Genomic DNA, 18,191 nt, shown 5'->3' with positions numbered 1-18,191 from the left:
GACGGGACGTGGATCATCGCACCGCGCTTCCCTCCCGCCACGACCGCCAGCTCATGTTCCAGCCGCCGAGCCCGTTGTCGGGGGCGACGGTGCGGTCGTCGCTGTGCACCACCTCGACGACGTCTCCGACGAGACTGCGGTCGAAGAACCACCCCGCCGGAGTCTCCGCGCCGCCGCCCTTCACGTCCCGCAGGCCGACGCAGCCGTGGCTGACGTTGGTCCGGCCGAAGACGTGGCGCGGCGCCCAGTAGTTGCCGTGCAGGAAGGTGCCGGAGGCGGTCAGGCGCAGGGCGTGCGGGACGTCGGGGATGTCGTACTCGCCGCCGAAGCCGACCGTGCGGCTGTTCATGCGGGTGACGTCGAGCATCTCGGTCACCACCATCTTGCCGTTGTACGTGGTGGTCTTCGCGGCGCCCGCGGTGACGGGCACGGTGGCCAGCAGCTCGCCGTCGCGGCGGACCTTCATCGTGCGGCGGGCGGCGTCGACCACCGAGACCTGGCTGCGGCCGACGGTGAAGGTGACCGTCTTGTGCTGGAGCCCGTACACCCCGGGCGCGCCCTCGACGTCACGGAGGCGCAGGTCGACGGTGACCTCGGTGCCGGGTTCCCAGTACTCCTCGGGGCGGAAGTCGAGACGGTCCCGGCCGAACCAGTGCGGCCGGATGTCGACGGCCGGCTCGGCGCTCACCCGGACGGCCCGCTCCACGGCCGCGCGGTCGGTGATCTCCCGGCTGAACTCCAGGGAGACGATCATCCCGGTGCCGACGGTGGACCGGTTCTCGGGGGCGACGTAGCCGATGAACCGCTCCTCGGGGACGTACGTCGTGAAGGTCGCGTGGCGGGCGGAGCGGCGGCCGTCGTCGTCCACGGCGACGGCGTCGACGGTGTACTTCGCGGCGAGCGCGAGCCGTCCGTCGACCGGCTCCCAGCGCCGCCCGTCGGCGGAGATCCGGCCGGGCACCTCGCTCTGGCGGGCGTCCTGGGAGGTGACGGCCCGCACCGACTCCAGCCGCCCCCGGACCGCCTCGACGAGCAGCTTCCGGCCGGGCCGCACGCCCTTGTCGCCGTCGTCCGGGGTGATGCGGACGGTCTCGCCGGGGGCGCGGGGCTTGCCGAACACCCCGCCGAACCCGCCCTCCGCGGTGCAGCCGGCGGCTCCGGCCAGCAGTCCTGCCCATGTCAGTACGGCGGCCAGCCCGGCTGCCGCGCGCCGTGCGCGCCCGTGTACGTGCCTCACATCCACCCGTAACGACCGGTCCGCCCTGGGGAAACGTGAGTGCGAGCCATGCTCTGGGCAGAACAGAGGGGAGGACGACGCGACGGGGAGCCGCGGCCGGGACGCCGTACGCCCTTTTTCCCGTCTCCGCCCGTCGTCCCGTGAGCCGTGGGAGGCCGACAGGTGTCCAGCGCAGCCGAGCAGGAGGCGAAGGCCGGAAAGCGGGCCGCCGGGACGGGGCGGGCAGCCGCCGCGAGCGGTGTGCGGCGGGCCGCGCCGCCGCCCGCCGCGTCCGCGTGGCCGGGTACGCCGGTGCCGCTCGGCGCCCGGTTCAGGACCGGTCCCGACGGGGTGGCGGGCACCAACTTCGCGCTGTGGGCGAGCGGCGCGGAGGCGGTCGAGCTGTGTCTGTTCGACGAGCGCGGCGGCGGGGAGCGCCGGGTGCGGCTGACCGAGCTGACCCACGAGATCTGGCACGGTTTCGTGCCGGAGGTCCGGCCGGGCCGGCGCTACGGCTACCGGGTGCACGGCCGCTGGGACCCGTGGACCGGCGCCCGCTGGAACCCGGCGAAGCTGCTCCTGGACCCCTACGCCCGCGCGGTCGACGGTGATTTCACCCTTCCGCCGGAGGTGTACGGCCATGTGCGGGACTGGCCGGAGCAGCACGTCGCCGACACCGTCCGCGACGACCGCGACTCGGCGCCGTACGTCCCGAAGGGCGTCGTCGTCCATGACGACGACGACTGGGCGGACGACCACCGGCCGAAGACCCCGTGGGCCGACACCGTCCTGTACGAGCTGCACGTGCGCGGCTTCACCATGCGCCACCCCGGCGTCCCCGAGGAGCTGCGCGGCACCTACGCCGGACTCGCCCACCCTGCGGCGGTGCGGCACCTGGTGGAGCTGGGCGTGACGGCGGCGGAGCTGCTGCCGGTGCACCAGTTCGCGCACGAGAGCCACCTGCTGGAGCGCGGCCTGAGGAACTACTGGGGGTACAACTCCGTCGGCTACTTCGCCCCGCACGCCGCGTACGCCGCCTCCGGCACCCGCGGCGAGCAGGTCGGCGAGTTCAAGCGGATGGTGCGCGCGCTGCACGCGGCCGGCATCGAGGTGATCCTGGACGTCGTCTACAACCACACCGCGGAGGCCGGCGAGCTGGGCCCGATGCTCTCCCTGAAGGGCATCGACAACCGCGGCTACTACCGGCTGGCGGGCGACCCGCGCCGGTACGCCGACTACACCGGCTGCGGCAACACCCTGCACGTCGTCCAGCCGCACGTGCTGCGCCTGATCACGGACTCCCTGCGCTACTGGGTGACGGAGATGGGAGTGGACGGCTTCCGCTTCGACCTGGCGGCGGCGCTGGCGCGCTCGATGCACGACGTCGACATGCTCTCCCCGTTCCTCGCGGTCATCGCGCAGGACCCGGTGCTGCGCCGGGTGAAGCTGATCGCCGAGCCGTGGGACGTCGGCTCCGGCGGCTACCAGGTGGGCGCGTTCCCGCCGCTGTGGACGGAGTGGAACGACCGCTACCGCGACGCCGTACGGGACTTCTGGCGGCACGCGCTGCCCGACGTGCGGGAGATGGGCTACCGGCTGTCGGGCTCCAGCGACCTGTACGCGTGGGGCGGGCGGCGCCCGTACGCGTCGGTCAACTTCATCACCGCGCACGACGGCTTCACCCTGCGCGACCTGGTCTCCTACGAGCGCAAGCACAACGAGGCCAACGGCGAGGGCAACCGGGACGGCACGGACGACAACCGGGCGTGGAACCACGGCGCGGAGGGCGAGACCGACGACGAGGCGGTCCGGGCGCTCCGCCGCCGCCAGCTGCGCAACCTGCTGACGACGCTGCTGCTCTCCACGGGCGTGCCGATGCTGGTCGCCGGTGACGAGCTGGGCCGCACCCAGGGCGGCAACAACAACGCCTACTGCCAGGACAACGAGATCAGCTGGGTGGACTGGAGCCTCCTTGACGACCCCGGCTGGCGGGCGCTGTCCGAGCTGACCGCGCGGCTGATCCGGCTGCGGCACACCCATCCGGTGCTGCGCCGCCGCGCGTTCTTCTCGGGCCGTCCGCAGACCGCGGACGGCCTGCGCGACCTGGCGTGGTTCACCACGCGGGGCACCGAGATGACGGAAGGGGACTGGTACGCGCCGGCCGCCACCCTCGGGATGTACCTGTCCGGGCGGGACATCCCGGGCCGCGACGAGCGCGGCACGCCGATCGTCGACGACAGCTTCCTGGCCGTGCTGCACGCCGGGGAGGGGCCGGTGGAGTTCGTGCTGCCGGCCGAGCCCTGGGCGCGGCGGTACGAGGTGGTGGTGGACACCGGCCGGGAGGACCAGGCGGCCGAGCCGGAGGAGACCCACCCGGCCGGTACGGAGCTGACCGTGCCGGGACGGACCGTACTGCTGCTGCGGGTGCTGGACTGACCGTTCGGGCGGCCGGACCGTTCTTTTCGACCTTGTGAACGCGTCGGCGATTTCGTTGACCGCCGGCCGACGCGACTGGAAACGTGCTGGTCACACCCCCCTTCACGCTTCCCTCCATCGCTTGGGGTTCCCGCATGCCCGAAATATCCCGTCGTGTTTTCGGCGGTCTGGTCGGCGGCGGCGCGGTGACGGCCGTCGCCGGCGCGTCCGCGCCGTCCGCCGGGGCCGCCACGCCCACCGCTCCCGCCGCTCCCGCCGAGCGTCCGTTCCGGGCCCGTACCTCCGGCCGCTCCCGCAGACGCCCGAACATCCTGTTCATCCTGGGCGACGACCTCGGCTGGGCGGACCTGTCCTCGTACGGCTCGCCGCACATCGACACCCCGAACCTGGACCGGCTCGCGGCCCAGGGCGTGCGGTTCACCAACGCCTACTCCGGTTCGGCGACCTGCTCCCCCACCCGTTTCAGCCTCTACACCGGCCGCTACCCGGGCCGTACGCCGGGCGGCCTCGCCGAGCCCATCGGCAGCCGCACCCAGGGCCTCTCCCCGGACCACCCGACCCTCGCCTCACTGCTGAAGAAGGCCGGTTACTCCACCGCCCTGATCGGCAAGTGGCACTGCGGCTGGCTGCCGGACTACTCCCCGACCAAGTCCGGCTGGGACGAGTTCTTCGGCAACTTCGGCGGGGCCCTGGAGTACTTCTCCAAGCTGGGCCAGCTCGGCGACTACGACCTGTACGAGGGCGACGCCGAGTACAAGGACCTGCGCTACTACACCACCGTGCTGACCGAGCGGGCCGTGGAGTACGTCTCCCGCGACCACGACGACCCCTGGCTGCTCAACCTCAACTTCACGACCCCGCACTGGCCCTGGCTGACCGAGGACGACGCGGAGACGGCCGCCGGGATCGAGGAGAAGATCCGCGGCGGGAACGTCCTGGGCGCGCTGCTCCACAACGACGGCGGCTCGGTGGAGAAGTACAAGGAGATGGTCGAGAACCTCGACGCCTCCATCGGCGAGGTGCTCACCGCGCTGCGCCGCTCCGGCCAGGAGGACGACACGATCGTCGTCTTCGCCAGCGACAACGGCGGCGAGCGCTTCTCCTACCAGTGGCCGCTCAGCGGCGGCAAGTCGGAGCTGCTGGAGGGCGGCATCCGGGTGCCGACCATCCTGCGCTGGCCGGCCGCCGTGGACGGCCGCCAGGTCAGCCACGAGCCGGTCTTCTCGCCGGACTGGACGGCGACCCTGCTGGAGATCGCCGGCGCCCGCGCCGACAAGGCGTACCCGCTGGACGGGCAGAGCCTCGCCGGGTACCTGCTGCGCGGCGCGGACGTCCCCGAGCGTGACCTGTTCTGGCGGGTGCGGGGCAACCGGGCGCTGCGTCGCGGCGACTTCAAGTACTACCGGGACGCCGACGGCGCGGACCACCTGTACGACCTCTCCGCCGACGCCCGCGAACAGGCCGACCTCGCCGCCGTCCGCCCGGAGCTGCTCGCCGAGCTGAAGGCGGCCTGGGAGAAGGTGGACGGCACGCTGCTGCCGTACCCGGCGTCCTGAGCGGAAACTCGATGGGCAGTGTCAGTGGTGAACCGTAGGCTCACTGCTGATGACCACCACACCCGCACCCCCCGAGGACCGGTCCGCCGTGCGGACGCTGCTGCGCCTGTGGCCGTTCGTGCGGCCCGTACGCGTACGGCTGTTCACCGCCGCGTTCATAGCGGTCCTGGCCTCCTGTGTGGCGCTGGTGATCCCGCTCGTCCTGAAGTGGATGGTGGACGGCCCGGTCGCCGGCCGCGATCCGGCCGGGGTCTGGCTCGGCGCGCTCTACCTGCTGCTCCTCGGGGTCGCGGAGGCGCTGCTGTTCGGGCTGCGGCGGTGGCTGGTGGCGCGCCCGCTGTCGCACGTCGAGGCGGAGATGCGGGCCGCGCTGTACCGGCGGCTGCAACGGCTGCCGGTCGCCTTCCACGACCGGTGGCCGTCGGGCCAGTTGCTGTCGCGCGGCACCACCGATCTCATGCTGCTGCGCATGTTCCTGGCGTTCCCGCTGACGTTCCTGCTGGTCAACGGGGTGACGATCCTCGTCGGCGTGATCATCATGCTGGTGCAGGACTGGACGCTGGGCCTGGTGATCCTGGGTCCGGCGATACCGGTCGTCATCACCTGCTCGGTCTTCGAGAAGAAGTACGCCGACATCGCGCGGCGCGCGCAGGACCAGGTCGGGGACCTGACCACGGTCGTCGAGGAGAGCGTCCTCGGCATCCGGATCATCAAGGGGTTCGGCCGGCACCGCAGCCAGGCGCGGGCCTTCCGCGACCTGGCGCGGACGCTGCGCGGGACGGAGCTGCGCAAGGCGCGGCTGCTCGCCGCGATCTGGGCCGTCATCGTCACCCTGCCCGAAGTGGCCATCGGCGCGGCGGTGGTGGTCGGGGCGGTGCAGGTCGCCGACGGGCAGCTGTCGGCGGGGACGCTGGTGGCGTTCCTGTCCACGGCGCTGGCGCTGCGGTGGCCCGTGGAGTCGATCGGCTTCCTGCTGGCGATGAGCCAGGAGGCCGCGACGGCGACGGAGCGGTACTTCGAGGTCATGGACCAGGACCAGGAGCCGGAGCCGGAATCGGCCGGGACGGCTCCTCGCGGCGCCGGGCGGCCCGCCTCCACCGGCCTCCGGTTCGAGAACGTCCGCTTCCGGTACCCCGACGCCCCGCCCGACTCCCCGCCCACCCTCGCCGGAGTCGACCTCCACATCCGCTCCGGTGAGTCGATGGCCCTCGTGGGCGCCACCGGCAGCGGCAAGACGACGCTCACCGCGCTCGTCCCCCGCCTGCACGAGGTCACCGAGGGCACGATCACACTCGACGGCACGGACATCACGGCGCTTCCCCGTGCGGAGGTGCGCGCCATGGTCGCCGTCGCCTTCGAGGAACCCACCCTCTTCTCCGCGAGCGTCGGCGAGAACGTCCTGATGGGAGCCGGCGGCGACGCCGACGGCCCCGCGCTGCGCCGCGCCCTCGACATCGCCCAGGCGGAGTTCGCGCACGCGCTCCCCGAGGGCACCGACACCCAGGTCGGCGAGCAGGGCCTGAGCCTCTCCGGCGGCCAGCGCCAACGCCTCGCGCTGGCCCGCGCGGTGGTCGGCCGGCCCCGCTTCCTGGTCCTGGACGACCCGCTCTCCGCGCTCGACGTGCACACGGAGGCCGCCGTCGAGGCCGCCCTGCGCCGGGTGCTCGCCGACACCACCGCGCTGATCGTGGCCCACCGGCCCTCCACGGTGCTGCTCGCCGACCGGGTGGCGCTGCTCTCCGGCGGCCGGATCACCGCCGTCGGCACCCACCACGAACTGCTGCGCACCAACGCCGAGTACGCCCACCTGATGGCGGGAGAGCAGGAGGACGACGACCGATGACGGCGCCCACCACCACCGCCCCGGCCGAGGACGAGCCCGACGGCCGGTCACCCGCGTCCGGCGGCGACCCCTTCGACCACGACTCCCTGCCCACCCCGCCCGGTGCCACCGGCGCCCTGCTGCGCTCGCTGCTGGCGCCGATGCGGGCCCGCGTCGCCGTCACCACCCTCCTGCTGCTGGTGCAGCAGGCGGCCGTGCAGGTGGGCCCGCTGCTGGTGGCGTACGCCATCGACCACGCCGTGCCGGCGCTCCGCGCGGACGACCGGGGGCCGCTGATCGCGGTCGCCGCGGGCTACCTGCTCTGCGCGCTGACGGCGGGCGGCCTCCAGTACGCCTTCATCGCCGCGTCGGCCCGCGTCAACCAGGACGTGCTGCTGGACCTGCGCGGCCGGATCTTCCGGCACGCGCAGGCGCTGAGCGTGGACTTCCACGAGCGGTACACCTCGGGCCGGCTGATCTCCCGTTCCACCACGGACGTGGAGTCGCTGCGCGAGCTGCTCAGCGAGGGGTTGCAGGAGCTGGTCACGGTCATCCTGTCGTTCGTCTACATCTCGGTGCTGCTGCTCTGGCTGGACCTGCGGCTCGGGGCCGTCGCGGTGGCGTCGCTGGTGCCGCTGTACGTGCTGGTGCGCGGGTACCGGCGGCGCGCGGGCCGGGCGTACCGGGAGCGGTCCACGGCCGTCGCGGCGGTGATCGTGAAGTTCGTCGAGACGATGAACGGCATCCGGCCGGTACGCGCCTTCCGCCGCGAGGCGGCCAACGACGCCGGCTTCGCGGTGCTGAACCACCGGCACGAGCGGAGCAACGGCGACGCCCTGCTGGAGATGGCCCGTTACGTCACCTCCTCGCGGCTGGTCGCCAACACGGCGGTCGCGGGCATCGTGCTGTGGGGCGCCTACCGGGTCGCGGACGGCACCCTGGCGCTCGGTGTGCTGGCCGCGGCGGTGCTGTACCTGCGGCGGCTGTACGACCCGATCGACCGGCTCGGCATGTTCCTGAACTCCTACCAGTCGGCGGCGGCCTCGCTGGAGAAGATCGCCGGTCTGCTCGCGCAGGTGCCGTCCGTGCCCGAGCCGTCGCAGCCGCGTGAACTGCCGCCCCCGGCGGCCGACATCCCCGGCCGGGAGGTCGTCTTCGACGGGGTGAGCTTCGGCTACCGCACGGGCGGCGAGGTGCTCCCCCGCTTCGACCTGACCCTCCCCGCCGGGCAGACGGTCGCCGTCGTCGGGTCGACCGGCGCCGGCAAGTCGACCCTGGCCAAGCTGCTCGCCCGGTTCTACGACCCGTCCGCCGGACAGGTCCTGCTGGACGGCACCGACCTGCGCGACCTGGCCGTGCCGGAGCTGCGGCGCGGGGTGGTGATGGTGACGCAGGAGGCGTTCCTGTTCTCCGGCACGGTCGCCGAGAACATCGCCATCGGCCGTCCCGAGGCCACGCGCGAGGAGATCGAGCGGGCCGCGAAGGCGATCGGCGCGCACGACTTCGTCAGCGCCCTGCCCGACGGCTACGACACCGACGTCCGCAAGCGCGGCGGCCGGATCTCCGCCGGGCAGCGCCAGCTCGTCGCGTTCGCGCGGGCGCTGCTCGCGGACCCGGCGGTGCTGATCCTGGACGAGGCGACCAGTTCCCTGGACATCCCCGGCGAGCGGGCGGTGCAGCAGGCGATGGGGACGGTGCTGAGGGGCCGTACGGCGGTGGTGATCGCGCACCGGCTGTCGACGGTGGAGATCGCCGACCGGGTGCTGGTGATGGAGCACGGCCGGATCGTGGAGGACGGCTCCCCGGCGGAGCTGATCGCGGGCACGGGCCGCTTCGCGGACCTGCACCGGGCGTGGCGGGACAGCCTCGCGTGACGCCGGGGCCGCGGGGGGAGAAGACGGTGATCGACCCGTACGAGGAGCCCGGCACGCCCGACCTCCGGGGCGGCCGGCGGTATCTGCTGTGGGTGGTCGCGCGGCAGCGGGGCCGGGCGCTCACGGCGGCGCTGCTGTCCAGCGTCTGGATGGTGCTGCTGGCGGCGACGCCGTACCTGATGTCCCGGGCCGTCGACCACGGTCTGGAGCCGGGCGACCTGGGCGCGCTGACGGGATGGACGGCCGCGCTGGCCGGCGTGGGCACGGTCAACGCGGGGCTGAGCGTCCTGCGGCACCGCACGATGACCCGTATCCGGATGGACGCCAACTTCCGTACGGTCAAGCTGGTCGTCGACCACGCGGCGCGGCTCGGCGCCCGGCTGCGCGGGCAGGTGGACGCCGGGGAGGTCGTCACCATCGGCGTCGGTGACGTGCAGACCATCAGCCAGGCGATGGTCGCCGTGGGGCCCGGCCTCGGTGCGGTGGTGGCCTACGCGGTGGTCGGCGCTCTGATGGTGTCGGTGTCGCCGTGGCTGGCCCTGGTGGTGCTGGTCGGGGTGCCGCTGCTCGGTGTGGTGCTGGGTCCGCTGATGGGCCGGCTCCAGGGGCGGGAGGCGGAGTACCGGGAGCGGCAGTCGGTGCTGACGGCGCGGATCGGCGACCTCGCGGGCGGACTGCGGGTGCTGAACGGCCTGGGCGGCAAGGGCCTCGTCGGGGACGCCTTCCGCCGGGACTCGGCGCTGCTGCGCGAGCAGGGCTACCGGGTCGGCGCGGTCACCAGCTGGATCCAGGCGCTCGGGGTGGGCCTGCCGGTGCTGTTCCTGGCGCTGGTGACCTGGCTGGGGGCGCGGCTGGCGGCGCGCGGCGAGATCACCGTGGGCGAACTGGTCGCGGTGTACGGCTATGTGGTGGCGCTGGGCTGGCCGGTGGCGTTCCTCATCGAGATGGGGTACCAGCTCGCCCGGGGAGTGGTGGCGGCCCGGCGGATCGTGGCGTTCCTGCGTCTTGAGGCCGAGCCGGACGGCGGTACCCGGGACGCGCCCGCCGGGCCGTCGGTCCTTCACGACCCGGTCTCCGGGGTCCGGGTGGTGCCGGGCCGGCTGACCGCGCTGACCGGGGCCCGGCCGGCCGATCTCGCCGCCGTGGTGGACCGTCTCGGCCGGTACGGTCCGACCGAGGTGACGTGGGGCGGGACACGGCTGGACGAGGTTCCGCTGCCGCTGGTGCGCGAGCGTGTCCTGGTCGCGGAGCACGAGGCCGACCTGTTCGCGGGTCCGCTGCGGGAGATGGTCGCCGGTCCCCGGGCCGCCCCGGACGCCGCACTGGCGCGGGCCACGCACGCGGCCGTCGCCGACGACATCGTGCGCTCCCTGCCCGACGGGCTCGACTCGGCGGTCGACGCGCAGGGCCGCAGCCTCTCCGGCGGGCAGCGGCAGCGGGTGCGGCTGGCGCGGGCGCTGCTGGCCGACCCGGAGGTGCTGCTGGCCGTGGAGCCGACGTCGGCACTGGACGCGCACACCGAGGCGCTGGTCGCGGACCGGCTGCGGACGGTCCGCGCGGGCCGTACGACGGTGGTGGCGTGCACCTCGCCGCTGCTCCTGGCCCGGATGGACACCGTGCACCACCTGGTCGACGGGAAGGTCGCGGCCACCGGCACCCACCGTGAACTGCTCGACGCCGAGCCGGACTACCGGGCGCTGGTCTCGCGGGACGCGGAGGAGGACGGGGAACAGGTGGAAGAGGAGGCTGTGCGATGACCTCGCCGCAGGCCGGGCACCTGCCCGTGGCCGAGCGGGCCGACGTGCGGCGGGCGGCGGCCGGACTGGTCCGCTCCGACGTCCGGTCCGTCGTCCTCGTCCTGGTCCTGAACGCGCTGGCGGCGCTGGCCGGTCTCGCCGGTCCGTGGCTGCTGGGCCGGATCGTCGACGACGTACGCGCCGGGGCGGGCGTCGGCGCCGTGGACCGGACGGCCCTCGCCATCGTGCTCTGTTCGCTGGCGCAGCTCCTGCTGGCCCGCTGGGCCCGGTACGCCGGACACCGCTTCGGCGAGCGGACGCTGGCCCGGGTGCGGGAGCGGTTCGTGGTCCGGGCGCTGGCGCTGCCCGCGGCGGTGGTGGAGCGGGCCGGTACGGGCGACCTGACGACGCGTGGCACGGCCGATGTGACCACCGTCGGCACGACGCTGCGGGACGCCGGACCGCATCTGCTGGTCAACGGGGTGCAGTCACTGTTCCTGATCGTCGCGGTGCTCGTCCTCGACCCGCTGCTCGGCGCGATCGGCACACTGGCCCTGCTGCCGATCTGGTGCGCGCTGCGCTGGTATCTGCGGCGGGCGCGGGACGCCTATCTCGCCGAGGGCGCCGCCACCTCGGAGGTCGCCGAGGTCCTCGCCACGACGGTCGCCGGGGCCCGCACGGTGGAGGCGTTCGGGCTGGCGGGGGCGCGGACCGCCGCGAGCCGGGAGGCGCTGGAGGTGTCCCGGCGGACCCGGTTCCGCACGCTGTTCCTGCGGTCGGTGTTCTTCCCGGCGGTGGAGATCTCCTATGTGCTGCCGGTGGCGGGTGTGCTGCTGATCGGCGGGGTCCTGCACGCGCGCGGCGCGACGAGTGTCGGCACGGTGGTGGCCTGCGCGGTCTGTCTCCAGCAACTGGCCGGGCCGCTGGACGAGGTGCTGATGCGGATCGAGCAGCTCCAGGCCGGTGGCGCGTCCTTCGCCCGGGTGGAGGGACTGGCGAGCGCCCCGCGCGCCGTCGCGGAGGGCTCCCGCGCCCCGGCGGACGACCGGATCGACGTGACCGGCGCGCGGTACGCCTACGGCCGCGGCGACGAGGTGCTGCGCGGCGTGGACCTGACGGTGCGGCCCGGTGAGCGGCTGGCGGTCGTCGGGCCGTCCGGCGCGGGCAAGACGACGCTGAGCCGGCTCCTCGCGGGCGTCGACGCGCCGACCGCCGGATCGGTCACGGTCGGCGGGGTGCCGGTCTCCTCGCTCGCCCCGGAGCGGCTGCGCCGCCAGGTGGTCCTGGTCACCCAGGAGCACCACGTCTTCCTCGGCACGGTCCGCGACAACCTGCTCATCGCCGAACCGGCCGCCACCGACGAGGACCTCATGGCCGCCCTCGCCGCGGTCGGCGCCGCCGGGTGGGTGCGCGACCTGCCGGAGGGTCTCGACAGCGAGCCGGGCGGGGCCCCCGGTGCCCGTTCCGACGGCTCGAAGGCCCAGCAGCTCGCCCTGGCCCGGGTGGTGCTGGCCGACCCGCACACGCTGATCCTGGACGAGGCGACCGCCCTGCTCGACCCGACGACGGCCCGGCACACCGAACGCGCCCTGGCCGCCGTACTCGAAGGGCGGACGGTCATCGCCATCGCGCACCGGCTGCACACCGCGCACGACGCCGACCGGGTGGCCGTGATGGAGGACGGGCTGCTGACCGAAGTGGGCACGCACGACGAGCTGGTGGCGGCCGGCGGGGCGTACGCGGCACTGTGGGGGTCGTGGCACGGCGACGGCTGACGGGCCCGCGCCGACCGGCACGGCGGCGCACCCCGTACCCGGACCCGCCCCGATCCGTCCTAGGCTTGCGTCCCATGTCCTTCACGTACGACGCCGTCGGCGCGACCCGCGAGCAGGGCCACTGCCCGCCGGGTTTCCACTCCCTGCACGTGCGCACCCGCCTGGGAGAGGGGGAACGGGTCTTCCACCGGGCCGCCGAGGCGCTTCTGACCTGGGAGTTGCACCGGGCGGTGGGTGTCGGTCTCGACACGGGCGCGGACCGGGCCGCGCCCGGCGTGGACGTCACCGTGACCCTCGCCGGGATGATCAAGGCGCCCTGCCGGGTGGTGTGGACGGTGGAGGAGCACCGCCGCGCCGGGTGGGCGTACGGCACGCTGCCCGGTCATCCGGAGTCCGGTGAGGAGGCGTTCGTCGTGGACCGTACCGGTGACGGCACGGTCTGGCTGACGGTGACCGCGTTCAGCCGCCCGGCCAAGTGGTACACCAAGGCGGGCGGTCCGGCGGCCCGCGGTTTCCAGCACGCCTACGCGCGCCGGTGCGGCAAGGTGCTGCGGGACCTGTGCGGGCCGGTCTCCGAGGAGTGAGGGCCCGCACAGGCCCGGTGGGTCACCGCGTGCCGCGGATCACCGCATGAGCAGGCCCGCCGCCTCCATCTGGTCCTCCGACGGCACGGCGACGAGGCCGAGATCCGCGGCGGAGGCCAGCAGCGGGTGGGCGGGCAGGATACGGACCGTGTAGCCGAAGGGTCCGGTCCGGTCCAGGGCGAGCGGACCCTCGTAGGCCCAGCGCCCCTCCAGGTCGGGGCCGCCCACCGGCTTCAGCGGGACGGCCGTCGCGCCGGTGATGCGGTCCTCGGTGTCCACCCGCCCGGAGACCGCCTGCACCTCCACGTCGTCCGGGGCGAGGTCGCCGAGGTCGACCCGGACCCGCAGGCCGAGGGTGGAGCCGAGTTCGGCGGTGGCCGCGGCCGCGGTGGTCTCGACGTGGTCGACGCTCACCCCGTGCCAGGCGGCGCGGACGCGGGTCTTCCAGTCGGCGAGGCGGCGCGCGGCCTCCGGGTCCATCGCGCGGTGGGCCGCGGCGGCCGGGGCGTAGAGCCGGTCGACGTACTCGCGGACCATGCGCCCGGCCAGCACCTTCGGGCCGAGGTGGCTGAGGGTCTCGCGGACCATCTCGATCCAGCGGTCGGGCAGGCCGTCGCCTCCGCGCTCGTAGAAGCGCGGCGTGATCCGCTGTTCCAGCAGGTCGTAGAGGGCGGCGGCCTCTATGGCGTCACGCCGGTCGGGGTCCGTGCCCGCGCCGTCGGCGGTGGGGATCGCCCAGCCGAAGTCGGGCCGGAACCACTCGTCCCACCAGCCGTCCAGCACGGAGAGGTTGAGGCAGCCGTTGAGCGCGGCCTTCATGCCGCTGGTCCCGCACGCCTCCAGCGGCCGCAGCGGATTGTTCAGCCAGATGTCGCAGCCCGGGTAGAGCTTCTGCGCCATGGCCATGCCGTAGTCGGGCAGGAAGACGACGCGGTGGCGGACCCGCGGGTCGTCGGCGAACCGCACCAGTTCCTGCACCAGCCGCTTGCCGCCGTCGTCCGCCGGGTGCGCCTTGCCTGCGACGACGATCTGGATCGGCCGCTCTGGGTGGAGCAGCAGCTCCATCAGCCGGTCCCGGTCGCGGAGCATCAGCGTCAGCCGCTTGTACGAGGGGACGCGCCGGGCGAAGCCGATGGTGAGGACGTCGGGGTCGAGGACGCCGTCGATCCAGCCCAGTTCGGCGGTGCCGGCGCCGCGCTGCCGCCAGGAGTCCCGCAGCCGTACCCGGACCTCCTCCACGAGCTGTTCGCGCAGGGTGCGGCGGAGCTCCCAGATGTCCTGGTCGGGGATGTCGGCGACGGCGTCCCAGCGGTCGCTGCCGCCGACGGTCAGGGCGTCCTCGGTGCGCTGCGCGCCGATCTGCCGGGCGCCGAGCCGGAACACCTCGGGGGCGACCCAGGTGGGGGCGTGCACGCCGTTGGTGACGGAGGTGATCGGGACCTCGTCGGCGTCGAAGCCGGGCCAGAGTCCGTTGAACATGGCGCGGCTGACCCCGCCGTGCAGGGTGGAGACGCCGTTGGCGCGCTGGGCCAGGCGCAGGCCCATCACCGCCATGTTGAAGAGGTTGGGTTCGCCGCCGGGGTAGGTCTCCATGCCGAGCCGGAGGATGCGTTCGACGTCGATGCGGGGGAGTTCGGCGCCGGGGCCGAAGTGGCGGGCGACCAGTTCGCGGTCGAAGCGGTCGATGCCGGCCGGGACGGGGGTGTGGGTGGTGAAGACGGTTCCGGCGCGGACCGCTTCGAGCGCCGGGTCGAACTCGGCGCCGTCGTCGCACAGCTCCGCGATGCGCTCCAGGCCGAGGAAGCCGGCGTGTCCCTCGTTGGTGTGAAACACCTCGGGTCCGGCGTGTCCGGTGAGCCGGCAGTACGTCCGTACCGCCCTGACCCCTCCTATACCCAGCAGCATCTCCTGGAGCAGCCGGTGCTCGCTGCCGCCGCCGTAGAGCCGGTCGGTGACGCCGCGCTCGCCGAGGTCGTTCTCCTCGACGTCGGAGTCGAGCAGCAGCAGCGGGACGCGGCCGACCTGGGCCAGCCAGATCCGGGCGCGCAGCTCCTTCCCGCCGGGCAGGGCGAGGGCGACCTGGGCGGGGGTGTCGTCGGCCTCCTTGAGCAGGGCCAGCGGCAGCTCGTTGGGGTCGAGGACCGGGTAGTGCTCCTGCTGCCAGCCGTCCCGGCTGAGGGACTGGCGGAAGTAGCCGTGGCGGTAGAGCAGGCCGACGCCGATCAGCGGGACGCCGAGGTCGCTGGCGGCCTTGAGGTGGTCGCCGGCGAGGATGCCGAGGCCGCCGGAGTACTGGGGCAGCGCGGCGGTGATGCCGAACTCGGGTGAGAAGTAGGCGACGGCGGCGGGCAGCCGGGCGGTCTGCGCCTGGTACCAGCGGTCGCCGGTCATGTAGAAGTCGAGGTCGTCGGCGGCCGCGGTGAGGCGGCGCAGGAAGCGGCGGTCCTCGGCGAGGGCCGTGAGCCGCGCGGGAGCGACGGTGCCGAGCAGCCGCACCGGGTCGCGGCCCGACGCGGTCCAGCACTCGGGGTCGACGGACTGGAAGAGGTCCCGGGTCTCGGCATGCCAGGACCAGCGCAGATTGCGGGCCAGGTCGCTGAGCGGCCTGAGCGGGTCGGGGAGGACGGGACGGACGGTCAGTCGGCGGATCGCCTTCACATTCCACCTCAACGCGATGGCTGGAGTGACGCGGTGTGTACCGCGCCGTCCCTTCAGACGGTACCGGCGTCCCGGCGGGCACAGCGGGCCTTCGCCGCGCGGTCCGCCCGATCGGCGTGCCCCGGCGACGGCCCGCACCTCCGGACGGACCATCGCACCGCCCGTGTCGGATATGGCTGATTCCGCCCCGCTGGGCCACCTTGTGACGCTTCGCGGCACACGAGAGGCTTCCCCCAGGCGGCGCGGGCCCCTGGGGCCTGTCTGACACTTCCCAAGGCCCGCGGACCGCATCGAGGAGGGGAACTCACACGATGGCTCGGACGCGCGCACCGCGTCTGCGCCCGGCGGGGGGCCTGGTCGCGGTGAGCTGTGCCGCGGCGCTTTCGGCCATGACCCTGCCCGCGCAGGCCGTACCGGAGGGTCGCATACTCGGCGCCGGGGCACCCGGCACCGTGAGCGGGAGTTACCTGGTGACACTGAAGGGGGACACGGAGGCCGCGTCGTCGGCCGGAAAGAGCCTCGTCGGGAGATACGGGGCGAGAATCAGCCACACCTACGGCGCCGTCCTCAACGGGTACGCCGTCACCGCGGACGCGAGACAGGCGCGGCGGCTCGCCGCCGACAGCCGGGTCGCCTCCGTCGCGCAGGACACGCGGGTGCTGGTGGAGGGGACGCAGAAGAACCCGCCGTCCTGGGGGCTCGACCGTATCGACCAGCGGAGTCTGCCGCTGGACCGCCGCTACACCTCGCCCGGTTCGGGGGGCAAGGGTGTGACGGTGTACGTGATCGACACCGGGGTGCGGACGACGCACAAGGACTTCGGCGGGCGGGCGAGCAGCGGCTGGGACTTCGTGGGCCGGGACCGCACCGCCCAGGACGGCAACGGGCACGGCACGCACGTCGCGGCCACGGTGGCCGGATCGGCGTACGGCGTGGCCAAGAAGGCCCGGGTGGTCGCCGTACGCGTGCTGGACGCCGAGGGCGCGGGCACCACGGCCCGGGTGATCGCCGGCATCGACTGGGTCACGAAGCACGCCCGCAAGCCGGCGGTGGCCAACCTCAGTCTGGGCGGGGCGCGCAACGCGCAGCTCGACGCGGCCGTGCGCGCCTCGATCGCGTCGGGCGTCACGTACACGGTCGCGGCCGGCAACTCCGGCCGCCCGGCGTCCCTGTACTCCCCGGCCGGTGTCCCGCAGGCGATCACGGTCGGCGCCACCGACCGCACCGACACACGGGCCGCCTTCTCGAACTACGGGGCCGCCGTCGACCTGTTCGCCCCGGGCGTGTCCGTCACGTCGGCGTCCCGGGTGAGCGACACCGCGCGGATCACCTGGTCCGGTACGTCGATGGCGGCGCCGCACGCGGCGGGCGCGGCGGCGCTGTACCTGTCGGCGCACCCGCGGGCGAAACCGGCCCAGGTGGCGGGGTCCCTGGTCGCGGGCGCCGCCACCGGCAAGGTGAACGGCCGCGGCACCGGCTCACCGAACCGGCTCCTGCGCGTGCCGCACGGCTGACGCACGGCCTCTCGCGGACCGGCCCCGCCCCGTGTTTCCGGGCGGGGTCGGCCTTGTGCCCGGGGGTACGCGTGAGTAGGTAACAAAGTGCCGGATTGCCGCCCCGAAGAGTAGGGGAAGGCTCTCGCGGTACACGCCTCAGGTAGGACCCCCGCACGACCCACCTCCCCACAGCCATCCGCCCACCCTCGTTGTCGCGGACAGGAGCGGTCATGCCCGCCACGCACCACATGTCAGTACCCACCGCACCGCACGGCGCCGACGTCCCCGCGCGCCCGGCCGCCGCCGGTCCGCCCCCCGCGGGGCCACCTCCCTCCGGCGGCGCGCCCGTCGTCGGCCGTATCCCCGTGCTCGACGTACGGCCGGTCGTCCGGCGCGGTCTGCGGCCCGCCAAGGCCGTCACCGGCGAGACGTTCGAGGTGTCGGCCACCGTGTTCCGGGAGGGACACGACGCGGTCGCCGCCAATGTCGTCCTGACCGATCCCCAGGGGCAGCCCGGCCCTTGGACACCCATGCGGGAGCTGGCCCCCGGCACCGACCGCTGGGGCGCCGACGTCACCGCCGGTGAGCCCGGCCTGTGGACGTACACCGTCGAGGCGTGGGGCGACCCGGTCACCACCTGGCGCCACCACGCGCAGATCAAGATCCCGGCCGGGATCGACACCGCGCTCGTCCTGGAGGAGGGCGCCCGGCTGTACGAACGGGCCGCGGAGCGGGTCCCCGAGGACCGGGGCCGGCGGGAGGTGCTCGCCGCCGCCGAGGCGCTGCGCGACGAGGACCGCCCGGCCGCGTCCCGGCTGGCGGCGGCGCTGACACCCCGGGTGGACGGGGTGCTCTCGCGGTACCCGCTGCGTGAACTGGTCACTTCCTCCGAGCCGTTGCCGCTCCTCGTGGAGCGGGAGCGGGCGCTGTACGGCGCCTGGTACGAGTTCTTCCCGCGCTCGGAGGGGACGCCGGAGCGGCCGCACGGCACGTTCCGCACCGCCGCCCGCCGCCTCCCGGCGATCGCGGCGATGGGCT

Annotated in this window: 11 protein-coding genes; 9 read left to right on the top strand and 2 right to left on the bottom strand. The window is 74.1% G+C overall.

Annotated elements, in window-relative coordinates:
* Positions 1 to 13: 13 nt before the first annotated feature.
* Positions 14 to 1,237, bottom strand: coding sequence for a L,D-transpeptidase (locus UW392_RS52015; protein ID WP_320782446.1), 1,224 nt, complete (start codon positions 1,235 to 1,237; stop codon positions 14 to 16).
* Between the two features lie 162 nt (positions 1,238 to 1,399).
* Here UW392_RS52015 and glgX point away from each other — a divergent pair, with 162 nt between their 5' ends.
* The 7 genes from glgX (at position 1,400) to UW392_RS51980 (ending at position 12,999) form a co-directional block, all read left to right on the top strand.
* Positions 1,400 to 3,652 (top strand): glycogen debranching protein GlgX, encoded by a 2,253-nt coding sequence (glgX, locus tag UW392_RS52010; protein ID WP_320782445.1) that lies wholly within the window; start codon positions 1,400 to 1,402, stop codon positions 3,650 to 3,652.
* 134 nt (positions 3,653 to 3,786) lie between these two features.
* Positions 3,787 to 5,208, top strand: a complete 1,422-nt coding sequence (locus UW392_RS52005) for a sulfatase (protein ID WP_320782444.1) — start codon at positions 3,787 to 3,789, stop codon at positions 5,206 to 5,208.
* Between the two features lie 49 nt (positions 5,209 to 5,257).
* Entirely contained in the window at positions 5,258 to 7,051 is a 1,794-nt protein-coding gene (locus tag UW392_RS52000; RefSeq protein ID WP_320782443.1) for an ABC transporter ATP-binding protein, read from the top strand.
* The gene (locus UW392_RS51995; protein WP_320782442.1) at positions 7,048 to 8,904 is read left to right on the top strand and encodes an ABC transporter ATP-binding protein; all 1,857 of its coding nucleotides are present in this window, start codon (positions 7,048 to 7,050) and stop codon (positions 8,902 to 8,904) included. The genes UW392_RS52000 and UW392_RS51995 overlap by 4 nt, the downstream gene beginning before the upstream one ends.
* 26 nt (positions 8,905 to 8,930) lie before the next feature.
* Entirely contained in the window at positions 8,931 to 10,661 is a 1,731-nt protein-coding gene (locus tag UW392_RS51990; protein WP_320782441.1) for an ABC transporter ATP-binding protein, read from the top strand.
* Positions 10,658 to 12,415: an ABC transporter ATP-binding protein gene (locus UW392_RS51985; RefSeq protein WP_320782440.1), complete on the top strand. Its 1,758-nt coding sequence runs from the start codon at positions 10,658 to 10,660 to the stop codon at positions 12,413 to 12,415. Before UW392_RS51990 ends, UW392_RS51985 begins: the two co-directional genes overlap by 4 nt.
* A gap of 74 nt (positions 12,416 to 12,489) precedes the next feature.
* On the top strand, positions 12,490 to 12,999 hold the full coding sequence (locus UW392_RS51980; protein ID WP_320782439.1) for a DUF1990 domain-containing protein: 510 nt from the start codon (positions 12,490 to 12,492) through the stop codon (positions 12,997 to 12,999).
* 39 nt (positions 13,000 to 13,038) lie between these two features.
* Here the strand turns inward: UW392_RS51980 and UW392_RS51975 are convergent, their stop codons facing one another.
* The gene (locus tag UW392_RS51975) at positions 13,039 to 15,657 is read right to left on the bottom strand and encodes a glycosyltransferase family 1 protein (protein ID WP_320782438.1); all 2,619 of its coding nucleotides are present in this window, start codon (positions 15,655 to 15,657) and stop codon (positions 13,039 to 13,041) included.
* 311 nt (positions 15,658 to 15,968) lie between these two features.
* On the opposite strand from UW392_RS51975, the gene UW392_RS51970 reads away from it, so the two are divergent.
* Together UW392_RS51970 and UW392_RS51965 are read left to right on the top strand one after the other, a co-directional pair.
* Positions 15,969 to 17,171 (top strand): S8 family peptidase, encoded by a 1,203-nt coding sequence (locus tag UW392_RS51970; protein ID WP_320782437.1) that lies wholly within the window; start codon positions 15,969 to 15,971, stop codon positions 17,169 to 17,171.
* Between the two features lie 212 nt (positions 17,172 to 17,383).
* The coding region (locus UW392_RS51965; protein ID WP_320782436.1) for a maltotransferase domain-containing protein at positions 17,384 to 18,191 on the top strand (808 nt) is incomplete at its 3' end.

This window comes from Streptomyces sp. CRN 30, from assembly GCF_034105845.1.
Note: the sequence above shows the minus strand (reverse complement) of the source record. Positions and strands in the feature narration are given on the sequence as shown.

Excerpts from the sequence above, each read along its gene's own strand:
- UW392_RS52000 (WP_320782443.1), top strand. The coding sequence starts at position 5,258 with ATGACCACCACACCCGCACCCCCCGAGGACCGGTCCGCCGTGCGGACG.
- UW392_RS51985 (WP_320782440.1), top strand. The coding sequence starts at position 10,658 with ATGACCTCGCCGCAGGCCGGGCACCTGCCCGTGGCCGAGCGGGCCGAC.
- UW392_RS51980 (WP_320782439.1), top strand. The coding sequence starts at position 12,490 with ATGTCCTTCACGTACGACGCCGTCGGCGCGACCCGCGAGCAGGGCCAC.
- UW392_RS51970 (WP_320782437.1), top strand. The coding sequence starts at position 15,969 with ATGGCTCGGACGCGCGCACCGCGTCTGCGCCCGGCGGGGGGCCTGGTC.
- UW392_RS51995 (WP_320782442.1), top strand. The coding sequence starts at position 7,048 with ATGACGGCGCCCACCACCACCGCCCCGGCCGAGGACGAGCCCGACGGC.
- UW392_RS52005 (WP_320782444.1), top strand. The coding sequence starts at position 3,787 with ATGCCCGAAATATCCCGTCGTGTTTTCGGCGGTCTGGTCGGCGGCGGC.